At 47.5% G+C, this 14,581-nt stretch carries 8 protein-coding genes; 5 read left to right on the top strand and 3 right to left on the bottom strand.

The annotated features are described in order from the left end of the window. Positions 1 to 3,105 carry an amidohydrolase family protein gene (locus A5320_RS11970; RefSeq protein ID WP_068064651.1) on the top strand — a complete coding sequence of 1,035 codons (3,105 nt, stop codon included), beginning with the start codon at positions 1 to 3 and terminating at the stop codon, positions 3,103 to 3,105. Positions 3,106 to 3,115: 10 nt separating this feature from the next. Then, positions 3,116 to 4,411 (top strand): amidohydrolase family protein, encoded by a 1,296-nt coding sequence (locus tag A5320_RS11965; RefSeq protein WP_068064648.1) that lies wholly within the window; start codon positions 3,116 to 3,118, stop codon positions 4,409 to 4,411. A gap of 77 nt (positions 4,412 to 4,488) precedes the next feature. Here A5320_RS11965 and A5320_RS11960 read toward each other — a convergent pair whose 3' ends face one another. Both A5320_RS11960 and A5320_RS11955 read right to left on the bottom strand, forming a co-directional pair. Next, a complete protein-coding gene (locus A5320_RS11960; protein WP_068064645.1) occupies positions 4,489 to 5,289 on the bottom strand; it encodes a response regulator in 801 nt (266 codons plus the stop codon). Positions 5,290 to 5,519: 230 nt separating this feature from the next. Then, a complete protein-coding gene (locus tag A5320_RS11955; RefSeq protein ID WP_068064642.1) occupies positions 5,520 to 5,882 on the bottom strand; it encodes a translation initiation factor in 363 nt (120 codons plus the stop codon). Between the two features lie 195 nt (positions 5,883 to 6,077). Here A5320_RS11955 and A5320_RS11950 point away from each other — a divergent pair, with 195 nt between their 5' ends. From A5320_RS11950 to A5320_RS11940, 3 genes are all read left to right on the top strand, one after another. Further along, positions 6,078 to 6,842, top strand: coding sequence for a GAF domain-containing protein (locus tag A5320_RS11950; RefSeq protein ID WP_068064639.1), 765 nt, complete (start codon positions 6,078 to 6,080; stop codon positions 6,840 to 6,842). A 63-nt stretch (positions 6,843 to 6,905) separates the two neighbouring features. Continuing rightward, the gene (locus tag A5320_RS11945; RefSeq protein WP_068064636.1) at positions 6,906 to 8,096 is read left to right on the top strand and encodes an amino acid aminotransferase; all 1,191 of its coding nucleotides are present in this window, start codon (positions 6,906 to 6,908) and stop codon (positions 8,094 to 8,096) included. Between the two features lie 145 nt (positions 8,097 to 8,241). Next, the gene (locus A5320_RS11940) at positions 8,242 to 9,060 is read left to right on the top strand and encodes a substrate-binding periplasmic protein (RefSeq protein WP_157605789.1); all 819 of its coding nucleotides are present in this window, start codon (positions 8,242 to 8,244) and stop codon (positions 9,058 to 9,060) included. 179 nt (positions 9,061 to 9,239) lie between these two features. Here the strand turns inward: A5320_RS11940 and A5320_RS11935 are convergent, their stop codons facing one another. Continuing rightward, positions 9,240 to 14,279 (bottom strand): Ig-like domain-containing protein, encoded by a 5,040-nt coding sequence (locus A5320_RS11935; RefSeq protein WP_068064630.1) that lies wholly within the window; start codon positions 14,277 to 14,279, stop codon positions 9,240 to 9,242. Positions 14,280 to 14,581 lie beyond the last annotated feature (302 nt).

The following is a 14,581-nucleotide window of genomic DNA, read 5'->3' as shown; positions in this document are numbered from 1 at the left end:
ATGACCCCATTTCGCTTATCGTTGCTAAGCGCGGCAATCGTCTGCTCGATTGCTCCGTCTTTTGCCGATCAAACCAGTCCGGTTTATGGCATCCGCGACAAAACTCCTAATTTACTCGCTTTTACCAATGCTACAGTCCATACCGAACCCGGTAAAACCTTAGAAAACGCCACTGTGTTGGTGGTTGACGGTAAAATCAGCGCCGTTGGCAGCAGCGCCGTGCCCGCTGGTTATCGGAAAATCGACGCTACCGGTCATCATTTGTATGCCGGTTTTATTGACGCCTACAGCAACTACGGTGTGGAAAAAGCTGCCGACGAAAAAGCCTTTGAATTTGGCGGCAAACCTGTTTATCAAAATAGCCGTAAAGGTGGTAATGCCAGCAATGGCGCGATCCACGCTGAGCAACAATGGGTCAATAGTTTTGTACCATCGGCCGAAGATGCCAAAACCTATCAGCAACAAGGTTTTACCGCGGTTCAATCTGCCCGCTTAGACGGTATTTTTCGCGGCCAGTCATTTGTGGCTTCTTTAGCCAACGGTATGCCGGGTGAGCTGATTCTTAAAGCCAATGGCCCGCAGTTTATGGCGTTTGGTAAAGGCAGTTCGAAACAAAGTTATCCATCGTCCTTAATGGGCAGCATTGCGCTGATCCGTCAGACATTATCCGATGCCAATTGGTACCGCGCCGCTTATGGCAAGCAGGATCAACTGCAAAGCCGTCAGCCGGTCGAGTTTAACGCTGCGCTTTCGGCGCTGACTAACCTTGAACAAAGTGGTCTGGTGTTTGAAACCAGTGACGATCGCGCTTTACTCCGGGTCGACAGTTTACTCAAAGAATTTAATGTAAAAAATGCCGCACTGCTGGGCTCAGGTTATGAGTACAGTCGGGTGGCTGATATCAAAAACACCGGTCGCACCGTGATTGTGCCGGTGGCTTATCCGGCGGCGCCAGCGGTAGCGAATATTGATGATCAGCTGGACGTCAGTCTGGCCGATTTACGGCACTGGGAACGTGCACCAACCAACTTAGCTGTGATGGCGAAAGCTGGGGTGCCTTTTGCGCTGACGACTCATGCGCTGGAGAAAAAAGATCAGTTCTGGCCCAATCTGCGCCTGGCGATGAAACATGGTTTAACTGCTGAGCAGGCCTTAGCTGGCTTAACCACTGTGCCGGCAAAGCTGGTTGGTTTGCCAGAGCAACTGGGTAAAATTGCTGTGGGTTATCAGGCCGACCTGGTGATTGCCAAAGGTGATTTATTCGCCGAAGGTGAAATTGTCGCAACCTGGACGCGCGGTCAGGAACAACAATTTAAACCGTTGCAACCAGTCGAATTTGCCGGTACTTACGCGGTTGACTTGGCTGGTAAAGCGCTGACGCTGGAGCTTTCTGGCACTGGAGATAAGTTATCCGGCAAACTGAAGCAGGCTGATAAACATAGCGAACTTAAAAATGTGTCGCAAAAACAGCAGCAGTTGCAATTTACCGTCGATTTGGCGGCGGCCAATGCCGGTACCGGTGTGTTGCAATTCCAGGGGGTGCTGGACGGTAATCTGTTAAGCGGGCAGTGGTTACTGCCAAGTGGTCAGACGCAAAAAGTCATGCTGAGCAAACAAGCCGCCACTGCTAAAGCTTTGGATAAAAAAGCCGATGTGGTAGATACCAAACTGGTGTCGATGCTGACTTTCCCGAACCGGGCTTTTGGGACGCAACTGGCACAAGGCCGTCAGAATGCCCATATCAAAAATGCCACGGTCTGGACCTCAGATAAAGCCGGCAAACTGGAAAATACCGACGTTATTGTAAAAGACGGTAAATTCAGCAAAATTGGCCAAAACTTGTCGACGCCATCTGGTTATCAGGTGATTGATGCCACCGGCATGCACCTGACTGCCGGTATTATCGACGAACATTCGCATATCGCCATTGAAGCCGGTGTCAACGAAGGCACCGATGCAGTGACTTCTGAAGTGCAGATTGGCGATGTATTAAACCCGGAAGATATCAATATTTACCGTGGTCTGGCGGGTGGTACCACCACTGCACAATTGCTGCACGGCAGCGCCAACCCAATTGGCGGCCAGGCCCAGGTGATTCAGCTGCGCTGGGGTGTCACGCCAGAGCAATTAAAGTTTAAAGACGCGCCGCCAAGCATCAAATTTGCTTTGGGTGAAAACGTCAAGCAGGCCAACTGGGGCGAGGATTTTACCAGCCGTTACCCACAAAGCCGGATTGGTGTTGAAACCACCATTCGCGATGCGTTCCAGGCTGCGAAAGAGTACAAAGCTGCTTTTGCGGCATATGACGATTTATCCCGTGGTAACAAAGACAAAGTTGCGCCACCACGCCGTGATTTCCGCCTGCAAGCGCTGGTCGAAATTCTGGATAAACAACGTTATGTGCACACGCACTCTTATGTTGCTTCTGAAATTCTGATGCTGATCCATTTAGCCGATGAAGTTGGTTTTAAAATTCATACCTTTACCCACATTCTGGAAGGTTACAAAGTAGCCGACGAAATGGCCAAACATGGCGCCAGCGCCTCGTCGTTTGCCGATTGGTGGGCCTATAAAATGGAAGTGCAGGACGCCATTCCAACCAATACCTGTTTGATGGCCGACCGCGGCGTGATGGTGTCGATTAACTCGGATAGCCCGGATTTACAGCGTCGTCTTAATCAAGAAGCAGCAAAATCGGTCAAGTATTGTGGTATGTCAGAAATTGACGCCTTAAATATGGTGACGATCAATCCGGCTAAGCAGCTGAATATCCAGGATAAAGTCGGTTCAGTGACCGAAGGCAAACAGGCTGATTTTGTGCTCTGGACCCATCACCCTTTGTCGGTGTACGCCCAGGCCAAACAAACCTGGATCGACGGCATTCGCTATTATGATCAGGAACGTGATGCTCAGGTGGCTGCGCAGGTTGTGGCTGAAAAACAACTACTGATGCAAAAAGTACTAGGTGCTGCCGACAGTGCGAAAAAAGGCAGTGGTGGTGCAGTGAAAAAAGATGATCCAATTTGGCATTGTGAAGACAACGGCGATTGGCTACATGCCAAGTTCAGCCAGGACCAAGTTCAACATCAGCACAGTGCGCACTAAGGAGCATCCGATGAAATTTCAAAAATCTATATTTGCACTGTTGCTGGCGGCCGTCGCTTTACCGACGTTAGCCAATGACATAGTTCCAGGCGCTAAACAAAGCGCACCGATTTTACTCAAAGGCGGCACGCTGCATACCGCTAGTCAAGGCGTGCTGGAAAACAGTGACCTGCTAATGGTCGATGGCAAAATTGCCGCCATTGGCAGCAATTTAACCGCACCAGCCGATGCCAAAGTGATTGATGTCACGGGTAAACATTTGTATCCAGGCTTAATTGCGTTGGCGAATCAACTGGGTCTGATTGAAATTGAAGCGGTGCGCGCCACCGACGATACCAACGAAGTGACCGACACCAACCCGGATTTACGGGCACGGATTGCGTACAACGCTGATTCCGAAGTTATTCCTACGGTGCGCGCCAATGGTTTTAGCTACAGCCTGGTCTATCCAAAAGGCTCGGCGCTGATGGGGCAATCAAGCCTGATGCAACTGGATGCCTGGAACTGGCAAGACGCGACTGTCGCTGATGGCGTTGGTTTACATATTAACTGGCCAAGTGCCAGTGTTGCCGGTAACTGGTGGAACAAGAAAAAAGCGGAAGATCTGGCCAAAGAAAACGCCAAACGACTGCAACAGGTGAAAGACTATTTTGTGCAGGCCAAGGCTTATGTCGACGCTGAAGCGGCGGGTCTTAACAAAGGCGTGGATTCACGCTGGCAGGCGATGATCCCGGTGTTTAAAGGCGAGCGGCCGTTGTTTGTGCACGCCGATGATATCCGCCAGATCAAACAAGCAATGTTATTGGCCAAAGAGTACCAGCTGAAACTGGTGATCGTGGGTGGTCGTGACAGCTGGCGGATGGCCGATGAACTGGCTGCGGCCAAAGTGGCGGTAATTTTTACGGCACCTTATGGCATTCCTGAGCGTGACGACGAAGCGAATAATACTGCGTTCAAAACCCCGGCCTTGTTACAAAAAGCCGGCGTACAGTTTGCCTTATCGCTCGATGGTTACTGGGATACCCGCAACGTGGTTTTTGGCGCAGGCCAAGCGATCAGTTACGGTTTAACACCTGAGCAAGCGCTGGCGTCGGTGACCATCAATGCCGCAACAATTGCCGGTGTGGAAAGCCAGATTGGCTCACTGGATGTTGGTAAAGCGGCATCGGTGGTGGTGTCGGACGGTGATATTTTCGATTACCTGACGCACAAAATCCGTTACATGTGGATTGATGGCCGGGCGGTAGATTTAAACAACCGCAACCAGCAATTACATGACAAGTACAAACAGCGGCCGGCGGGTTAAGTTTTTAGCTGAGTTGACTGTAAAAAGGGTAGCCGTGGCTACCCTTTTTTCTGGCAGATTGTGCGTCGCAGATTGTTTTAGTGCTGCTCTAACAGATTAAACAACAAGGCTCGAACCGTCTCTGGTTCAAAAGGTTTATCACAAAGGGCATTAACGCCACTTTGCGCGATGTAGCTTAGGTGCGTATCGTTCGCTTCACTGGTTACCATCAACACCGGCAAGTGGGATTGTTGGCTGTGCTGACGAATATATTCAGTCAATTCCTGACCGTTCACTTCTGGCATGTTGTAGTCGGTTACTACCAAATCAAACATCTGATTTTTCAGAATATCAATCGCTTGCTGGCCATCTTCGGCCTCAACCATCTGCACGATGCCAAGATTAGATAACACCCGTTTAATGTGATTTCGCGCTAAGCGGCTGTCGTCGACCACCAGCACCCGCACATCAGTCACATCGTACAGGCTTAATTGCAGCTCGGAAGGTGACAATAAATCCAGCGCGGCATTCAGCGCTTTGCCGAGGTGCAAGCGGGTAAAAGGTTTTGGCAAAATGGCGATCACGCCGGATTGCTTAAACTCTTCCAACTGCGCTTTACGGGTTTCGCTGGACACCAGCATAAAGGGAATATCGGCGTCGCTGGCGCTGTTTTTTAAGGCTCTGAGCAGTTCCAGGCCAGTGCCATCAGCAAAATGTAAAGCGCTGACAATAAGATCGGGCCGATGGTCGCGAATTTGCCGTAACGCAGCTTGCACTGAATCTGCTTCTTCAATTTTATGAATTTCTTCTTCTTTTAGATGTTTGATAATGATTTTACGTTGGGTATCAGAGGGTTCAACTAGCAGGATCGCTAAATCGGAAGGTGCAATATGTCGCATAAACACTACCTTGCTTTAAAAATGGCTGACTAAACCCGTCATCCTTGAAGATTCGGGGTTGTTGGCCGCCTTCGCTCACTGAAGCGTCAGTCCGACCCAGTCACTTAGAACTGCTAAGCTCCTGGGCCGGGCTGGCGTTCCAGATTCGTTCAGTTGCCGCCTACCCGAATCTTCAATGATTTTGGGTATAAACAGACCGTTGGCTCGTTTGGATGCGGGAAAACCGCAACTCAACCACCAGCCCATTTAAACTTATAGCCAAGTTTAGTCAATTCCTGCGAAATGACTTCACGTTGGTCACCCTGAATTTCAATAATGCCGTCTTTGACTGAACCACCGCAGCCACATTTTTTCTTTAAAAGTGCTGCCACTTCAGTAAGTTTTTCATGGGATTCAGCGAGGCCTGCGATGGTAATGACCGCTTTGCCATTGCGTCCTTTGGTTTCGCGTTTTAGCCGCAAGTGGCCATCGCTAAAGGCGGTACCACCTGTTTTTTCGGATTTTTCTGGTTCGATAGTGCCGCTGGCGGTGCTGTAAACCAAATTTGACGATTGTTGTTGCCAGTCGGCAAGGGAGATTTTTTTCGAAGTCATAACCGTTGCACCTGTTGTGAGCGGGGGAATAGTGGCAAGATAATGCATCTTTGCAAGCTGCGGCAAGTATCCTGCCGGCTTTGAAGTTCGCAACTGACTAATTTTGATGTAATCGGTGAAAAGTCAGCCAAAGCCGTTGGCTTTTTAGCCCTATCTGCTAGACTATCGCGGCTTTTTTGGAAATCTGGACGGCTAATGTCAATTGTTCGTTATCTCAGTTTAAGCGGTTTATTACCCGCAATCGAAACTCAGCAGCAGGCGTTACAGCAGGCTGTTGCTGATTATTTACAACAGTATCAGCTGCTTCTGCAGCAAGCTCAGGCCACAGCCACTGCGCCGGCGATTCAATGGCAGTATCAGGTGCCGGAACTGGGCGAAGGTGGAGCTTGTTCGTTGTTCGGACAGCTTGCCGAGCAACCTTACGATTTAACCGCCATTTTAGGTGGCCAAACTGCAACCAATCAGCAACTGCTGCAGCAGATGACCATGATCAGCGCCTTTTATCAATCGCAGAGCAAAAGTGACTGGTTTGGCATTTATCAGCGCCGGGTGAATCCACAGGGCGAAACTGTGCTGGTGAAATTGAGTTATTTTGGGGCGCCATCGCGCGCTGAATTCCCGTTAACCGCCGAATTTGCCGCCATCAGTAATAACAGTACCGTGGGTTTAACGGGTAAAGCGCGGATCATCAACGATGTTCCGGCGTACCTGCAGCAAGGTGGCGAGTATTACACTTGCGACCCAAAAGTTCTGGCCGAAGCCTGTATTCCGCTTTATGACGAAGCTGGCCATGTGGTTGGCATTATTGATTCCGAAGCTTTCCAGAAACAGCTGTTTGTCACTGATGAGCTGGCGTTATTGATCGCAACAGCGATTGTGGTGCCAACTTTATGGACTGAGCTGGCGGCGACTGCATCGACGGATAAAGCAACTGATTCACATTCGTTAGTTACACAATAAATTTCGCGGCGTTGATGCATATCAGCGCTGTCCATTTGCAGCAACACAAACAGGTAATTTGTCATGTTCTCTCATTTACAGCCAGTCGCTACCGATCCGATTTTAGGTTTAATGGCGGCGTACAAAGAAGATCCGAATCCACTGAAAGTCGACCTAGGTGTTGGCGTCTATAAAGACGAACAGGGCCACACCGCTGTACTTGAGTGTGTGAAAAAAGCGGAAAAACTGCGGCTGGATCATGAAGACAGCAAAACATACATCGGCATGGCTGGTGATTTAAGCTTTAACGCCCATATCGAAAAACTGGCGTTTGGCCCACACAAAGTATTATTGGAAGGCCGCACCACCACAGCGCACACGCCAGGTGGCACCGGCGCTTTGCGGGTTGCCGCTGAATTTATTAAACGCGCTAATCCGGATGCAACCATTTGGGTCACCAACCCAACCTGGGCTAATCACATTTCGATGTTTCAGGCGGCTGGCCTGAAGGTCAAAGAATACGCATATTACGACTACAGCACCAAAGGTCTGCAAGAGGAGCAAATGTTTGCCGAGCTGGCGCAAGTGCCGGCAGGTGACGTAGTGCTGGTGCACGCTTGTTGTCATAACCCAAGCGGCATGGATTTAAATTTCGCCCAGTGGCAACGTTTTGCGGCGCTGGCCAAAGAAAAAGGCTTTACGCCACTGGTCGATATGGCCTATCAGGGCTTTGGTCTGGGTCTGGATGAAGACACCGCCGGTTTACGCCATTTAGCCAACGAAGTCGACGAGCTGATCCTGTGTACTTCATGCTCCAAGAACTTCGGTTTATACCGTGAGCGGATCGGCGCAGTGTCCGTGGTTGCCGCTGACAAAAAAACAGTGGAAATCGCTCGTTCAGTGCTATTGAGTGTGGTGCGTAGCATCTACTCTATGCCACCAGCACATGGCGCTATTATCGTCAGCCATATTCTGGACAGTGCCGAACTGACCGCTTTATGGCATCAGGAATTGGCGACGATGCGGAACCGTATCAATGATTACCGTCAGTTGATCATCGACAAACTGGCCGCTGAAGGCGTGCAGCAGGATTTCAGCTTCATTACCAAACAACACGGTATGTTCAGCTTCCTCGGCATTAATAAAGCGCAAATTGACCGGTTACGCAGTGAATTCAGCATTTATATGGTGGGTTCAAGCCGGGTCAGTATCGCTGGGTTAAATCACAGCAATATTGATTATTTTGCTAAAGCTGTGGCGGCGGTGCTGAAGTAACGTCGATACCCTTTTTATTCAGCGATTTTGGGTATAGATAGCTGGTAAACATCGTGATTTATTTTCCAACAAAGGCAACTTCAGGTTGCCTTTGTTTTTGCCTCTGTTTAAGGTAAAGCTAATACAGTATCCGGAGTTGTTGCAGTTGACAGGTAAATGGAATCCACCAGTAAGTCGGGCATGGTTGCTCAGGTTGTTTTTTGGCGCTGCGCTCGGCGTCGCCATGCCACTGGCTGCAGAAAATTTACGTGTGGTGTTAGAAGTGTCACCACCACATCAAACCTTCGAAAATGGCAAAGTTTCGGGTTTGACCACGGCTGTTGTTGAGCTGATGCTGCAACAGGCTAAGCTCACCCCACAGTATGAAGTTTACCCTTGGGCACGTGCTTTTCGTCTTGCGGCTACCACCCCGAATGTGCTGATTTACAATATGGCCCGCACGCCAGAGCGCGAACAGCAGTTTGAATGGATTGGCAAAGTTGGCAGTTATAAATTTGGTTTTCTGAAACTGGCAAAACGTCAGGATATTCAGGTACAACAACTTAAAGATGTGCACCAGTATGTGGTCGGCGCCCAGCGTGATGATTTCTCCGCCGAATGGCTGAAGAATGTTGCGCGGCAACCTGCATCACAATTGCAATTGCAACCGGACGTGGTCGAAACCTGGCGCTTGCTGGTCAATGGTAAACTGGACTTGATGCTTGATGATCCCAGCGCCATTGACGATATGCTTATTAAACATAAGCTTAAGCTGGCAGAAGTCGAGTTTGTATTGTTCATTCCTGAATTGGAGCAGCAGACCTGGATTGCCCTGAAAAAAGGCTCGGATCCAAAACTGATTGAGCGTTTACGTGATGCCTATCAGCAGGTGGAAGGTTCAGCAGAATTGAAAAAAGTCATGGAGTTGGGGTTGCCGCAGGGAAAGGGAACTGGTTTTGACTTAGTTAAAACAAGCTTGCTGTAATTTATCTTACCGACGCACATCACTGTAATCCAAAATAAAAATCCCCGTAAAAACGGGGATTTTTAGTACTTGATGTAACCGCAAAAATTGCCGCTTCACCGTCATTTCGCGACAACGAAATTAGATTTTCTTATACCTAATGCGATGCGGCGTCATTGTCGTTTGCCTCTTTTACTGATTTAAGGTGAAATTTGACGGATGCGTTCACCATTTTCTGGATCTTTGGCAACGATATACAGTTTGCCATTCACTTCCGCCATTGATGATGTTGGATCAATGAAGACACCTTCGGGCAGCTTAATTTGTTCTGCTTGAATCAGTCCGTCCACAGCGTTAATTTTGGATAATTGCTCGCCCAACAAATACACGTTTTGCATATAAGTCAGCGCCTGATGGAATTTGAAGCCATTGGCTGAAGAAACCGCTCCGTTGGTGTTGAAAGTGCTTCCCCAACTGGTCAGTATTGTAGAACCGAGTACGATTACTTTTGGGTTACCCGAGACACGATAGTTACTACTATCCAGTAACTTTATCGACCCGCTTAGTAAATCGAGCTGGACCAATTCATGAATGTAGATATTGTCATAACCCCCAAGGAGTCCGAACAACTGCTGCTGAAATTCAAAGACGCTTGAAAAAAATCGACCCAAAGCGAAAGCGTTATTTGCTTCAATAGTTAAATTGTTAAGATACAAGATGCCACCATTGCGGTTATCCGAAGCGGGGCCTTTAAATGTCAGATAGAATTTGCCTTGGCTCACATTTAAAATACGTGTGATTTGTAAGTCATCAAACAGTTTGAGTTCTTGATATTGGCCTGTGATCAGACTGAATTTTCTAAAACTGCTGCTAAATCCCTGTGGGTTTTTGGGAGAGGGAAGTAACACAAAATAGTAAAAGTCGTTGTCTATAAGAATCCCTTGGCTGGTGTTTGCCATTGCGCCTTGGGTGCCATTGGCTTCAAACTTATTGGCTTCAACATTAAAACGATAAAACTCGCTCTTTTTCAGCTGCCACAAGGCTGAAGTTCCTGCCAGTAATTTTCTATCGCTTGGTTCTTTGAAGGGTTGCAACATGTCAGTATCAACTATATCGGTACGCCCCGTTTGAGGTTGGTAACGTTTAGTCAGCCACTGGCCATTGTGTTCGTACCAGAATAATTGTTGATTCCAGCTGGTTAGTTGCCGGATCGGCGTTATAGGACGGGATTTGACAGAACTTACTGGAATCTCGATGGTTTGTTGGGCATTGATCCGGTTGAGCCGTGGAGCGCCTGCACGACAGGACTGATAGTGAAAAAACAAGTTAGAACGCAGGCAGCTGTCGGCAATTGTAATGATATCAGCTTCCGTATTGTTCACGCTGGGCAGTTGTACCCATGTTAGCGGGTATGTATATCTGTCTCGTTGTCGAGCAGTGACTAATTCAATAATTTCTGGTTTCGTCTGTAATGGGGCCAATTTAAAAGTACTCTTTGCCCAATTTTGTAGCAGAAAAGTTCCATTTTCACTTAGGGCGAAGGCGGCTTTTACCGAGACGCCATCCGCCTTGGTCCGAAATAGGCTGGTATCAATCAGGTCAATCCGTTGAGTTGGGATATGTAACCGTTTTAATTCAGAGGCCCCAGTTAGAGAGTAGGTTGAGAATAAAATGTAATCCGGTGAGAAAGCCTCAATGGAATAAGACCGTTCGTTGCGTAATGCGGCGATATTAAGCGTTTGCTGTACGTTACTATTCCGATGTTGCATCACCACACGATCTTTCATTGCAAAGAAAATGTAGTTTTTTTGTACCGAAAGAGGTGGCCACCAAGTGAAGTCATCAGGCACATCATAGGTGATCATTGACGGCCATTCAGTACATCGATAAGGTTTTTCGTTCCTTTGGCAAAAAAGTCCATCTTTTTGATAGTCGAAAGAACTTGTTTGTGTTGGATTGATAGGGTCTAGATGAAATTTCATGTCGTCTGCATTTAGACGATACCGTGCGTTGTTGCCACAATTAAGGATCAATCCTTCGTCCAAATCTAATTTACACCAATCAAAGGTCGACGGATTAGAAGAGGCAAACGCATTGCTTAATGTGCCAGTGACTGGATCAAACCATTCTTTGTAGCTAATCAGGAGACGGTTGCCAATTTTATGCAGGTCTGAAAATAGATTTAACGTTGAATCTGTCGTTAACAAGCGCTGCGGTAAATCTATAACTTTGATGATCTGGTGCGTTTCCGGATCCATTTTCAGAATGGCATAAGCACCTTGCTCGAGCGCCGCAATAAAATAAACCTGATTTTCGAGTACAAAGAGATGTTGGCTTAAAGAAGAGACTGATCGCTGAATAGTCTCTTCCTGAGGATCGATGACCTGCTGCGCCAACAAGGGATTGGCGCATGCGAATATCAGTATAAAACTGAGCAATAGTTGCCGCATGATGGGTTTTCCTTGTCTATTTATCCGGCTAATCACAGAGGACTGGTTAAAAACACCGTGGTGTGTCAGTGCACGTTGGGTCTGCAATCCCAGTTTCCGCAATACGACCAAAGCGCTGAACAGGAAGAGCCAAGTGGCTGACAGAGTGCCGCCTGATTTGCCACTTTCTGGGATGGCCGGTGGTTCTGGTTTTTCCGGTGTGACGATTGGTGTTGCACTGACGTTCACTAGCACTTTTGCATTGGCACGGCCGCCACGGCTATCTTCGATGCTGTAACTGATTTCATCGCTGCCGACAAAACCCGCTTTGGGCTGGTAGCTAAGTTGCTGATTGGCCTGAATAGTGACAGCACCATGCGTTGCTTTGGCTTCGAGTACTCGAAGATTATCAATGTCCGGGTCGCTGTCATTTTTCAGCACCTCAATTGAGATTGCGGTGGTATTGTTCGTAGTGGCGGTATCATCAAGTGCCACCGGAGCCCGATTGTCCAACTGGATCTGGCGGATACGTTCGCCTTGTGCGCCATCTGTTGCCACCAGATATAGTTTGCCAGCAACTTCGGCCATCGTTGCTGTGGAGTTAACGACGGTGGTTGCGCCAAGGGATATCGGTTGCACCTGTAAAACACCATTTTTCGATTGTAGCTTTTGCAGGCCGTCACCCAGTAGATATGTACTGTCGGTAAAAGTGAGGGCCTGATGAAAACGCTCATTTAATGGTTGTCCGATCCATGTACCGTCGGCACTGAATTGCTCTCCTGAGCTGGCTAAAATGGTATTGTTGATAATAATTGCTCGACCGCTTTGGTCTGAACCCGCATCGAGGTCAAGGCGTTTTTGCTGTTTCAGGTCTAGCTTGGACAGATATATGCTGCTTCCGCGACCATAGTCGTGGAAAAAGCCTGTGCGGGAAAAGCCGAACAGTTGTTGCTGATGCATAAAGACTCTCAGCAACTGATTGCTATAGTAAATCATACCGCCAGAGGCAGAATAGCCAGCAAATGCATCGTTTTGCTCGATGGTTAGGGTGGTTAAATCCAGGATCCCACCTTTTAAATCACTGTAACTCCAATGCGACCCAATGTTAAATGACAGATATATTTTACCTTGATTAATTCCTAAGATCCGAACGTTGTCTATATCTGCAAATAACTTCAAAGTTTGCGTCTGGCCAGAGCTTAAATTAAAGCGATTTAAGCTGCTGCTCTCGCTAAACAGTGGATTATTGACGAAATAATAAAAATCATTATCAACCAGCATGCCCATCTCTTCAGTCACAGGTTCTGGTCCTTTGGCGCCAGCGGTACCGCTGCTATCAAAACGATTGGTAGTTGGGTTAAAGCGATAAAAATGATCGTCGCTGTACAACCACAACGCCGAGTTCCCCGCTAACAGTCGGCCGCTTTTATCTGTAGCGACAATATCAATTTTTCCGGTACGCGGTTGTAAGCGCTTAAAGCGTGGCTGTTCATCGGTTTCATGCCAGAAGAGTTGTTGGTTCCAGCTGGTCAGATGACGAATTGGGGTGGCTGGGCGACTGTTAACCGACTTGAGTGCTACAGATGTTTGTTGTTGGTTGCTGACATAAACAAAACCCGGAGAATCTGAAACCACACAGCTGATTGACCTGGATAAACTAGTGCCAATATGCCATTTGTAGCAGGTTTCACTGGTGATAACAGCACCATCGCCGATCAATGTCATTTCGACTTGATATACGTCATTGTATGAGCCGCTGACTTGCACCGGTGGTTGTACAACTGCAATTTTGACGTCCTGGGGCGCCAGGCGCCAGATCTCATGAACTGAAGCGTTGCCCCACCATTGCTTCCAGAGCAGGAAGTTGCCATCAGGCCCAAAGGTTTTTCCTTCAACCCCAAAAAGACTGCCGGTTGTGGCTGTAATATCTATCAGATCTATACGTTGTGATGGTAGATGCAATCGTTTGATTGTAATAGGACCGTTTGGCAGTCCTGTCTGGTACAAAACATAATCCTTGGCGAATGCGATGTAGCTGTCTTGGTTTAGCTGCTCGGCGAGCAGAGCGCTGGTATCCAATTTTTGCAGGTCGCCATCATTTCGTGATTGCATGATCACATCCCCATTGGTTTGCACCCAATACAGATGTTTTTGCTCAATATGCAGCCTGGCGTTGGGCTGGTTCTGATAGCTGGTTAAGAATGTTAAATCACCGCATACATCTGAATTGCATAACAATTCTTTACCTCTAAACGAATGAGAAGAAGTCTCGTTTATTTCCTCGATTGGGTAAAATAACGAATCGGTTTTATTGAAGCGGTAAAACTGCTGCTGCAGTTCCAAATCCTGATAATCACTGCATACCAGTAATAAATCTTTGTTCCATTGCAGTTTACATTGCGCTTTAAAAGATGGCGGCTCTGTAGCAAAAGCGCTTTTAAATGTGTTGGATGAAGGGTCAAACCATTGCCGGTAATTTGGCATGAATAACTGATTGCGTATTGGTAATATTCCTTTAGCATCGTCCTGCAGATAAATTGGCTTCGTCGGTAGTAGTTGCATTTCTTCTGGGATATCGGCAACTTTATTAAACTGCTGGCTAGTAGGATTAAACTTCATCAGCGCTGTCGATGCTATTGACCCGGTTAACTCAGCAACAAAATAAACTTCATTGTTGACTGTCACGAGAGACGAGACTGCTTTGACTTGGGCATTCACATTCTTTTCAAGCGGGTCAATGACTTCTTGAGCATGGAGTGGAACTGTCGTGCCAAACCACATGATAAATAAACGGATAAATAGCTTCAGCATTGTTCTTCCTTTTTCAGCCACCTGCTAATTTGGATTGCGCACTTTTTGACACACTAATATCAAAGCATATCAAGTCACGATATAGCCTAAACAAGCAATACAAGAGAGTGCTTCTAAAGTACCTTTTTCTGCTCTAATAGTAAATGATATGTTTCTATGTGACTTATTTATAGAAATACTGCTTAAGCCGCTATTGTCTGAGATTATGTGGAAATCTCTTGGTCGCTATTAGGACCGCGTTTCCCAAAGAGGTGCAGTGAATGCTCTCGGTTTGAGATATTTATCAATCGACCGTTTCTGCG

The organism is Rheinheimera sp. SA_1, from assembly GCF_001669775.1.
Lineage (GTDB): Bacteria > Pseudomonadota > Gammaproteobacteria > Enterobacterales > Alteromonadaceae > Pararheinheimera.
The sequence above is the reverse complement of the archived record's forward strand: the minus strand, read 5'-3'. Positions and strand labels throughout refer to the sequence as shown.

Excerpts from the sequence above, each read along its gene's own strand:
- A5320_RS11970 (WP_068064651.1), top strand. The coding sequence starts at position 1 with ATGACCCCATTTCGCTTATCGTTGCTAAGCGCGGCAATCGTCTGCTCG.
- A5320_RS11965 (WP_068064648.1), top strand. The coding sequence starts at position 3,116 with ATGAAATTTCAAAAATCTATATTTGCACTGTTGCTGGCGGCCGTCGCT.
- A5320_RS11960 (WP_068064645.1), bottom strand. The coding sequence starts at position 5,289 with ATGCGACATATTGCACCTTCCGATTTAGCGATCCTGCTAGTTGAACCC.
- A5320_RS11955 (WP_068064642.1), bottom strand. The coding sequence starts at position 5,882 with ATGACTTCGAAAAAAATCTCCCTTGCCGACTGGCAACAACAATCGTCA.
- A5320_RS11950 (WP_068064639.1), top strand. The coding sequence starts at position 6,078 with ATGTCAATTGTTCGTTATCTCAGTTTAAGCGGTTTATTACCCGCAATC.
- A5320_RS11945 (WP_068064636.1), top strand. The coding sequence starts at position 6,906 with ATGTTCTCTCATTTACAGCCAGTCGCTACCGATCCGATTTTAGGTTTA.
- A5320_RS11935 (WP_068064630.1), bottom strand. The coding sequence starts at position 14,279 with ATGCTGAAGCTATTTATCCGTTTATTTATCATGTGGTTTGGCACGACA.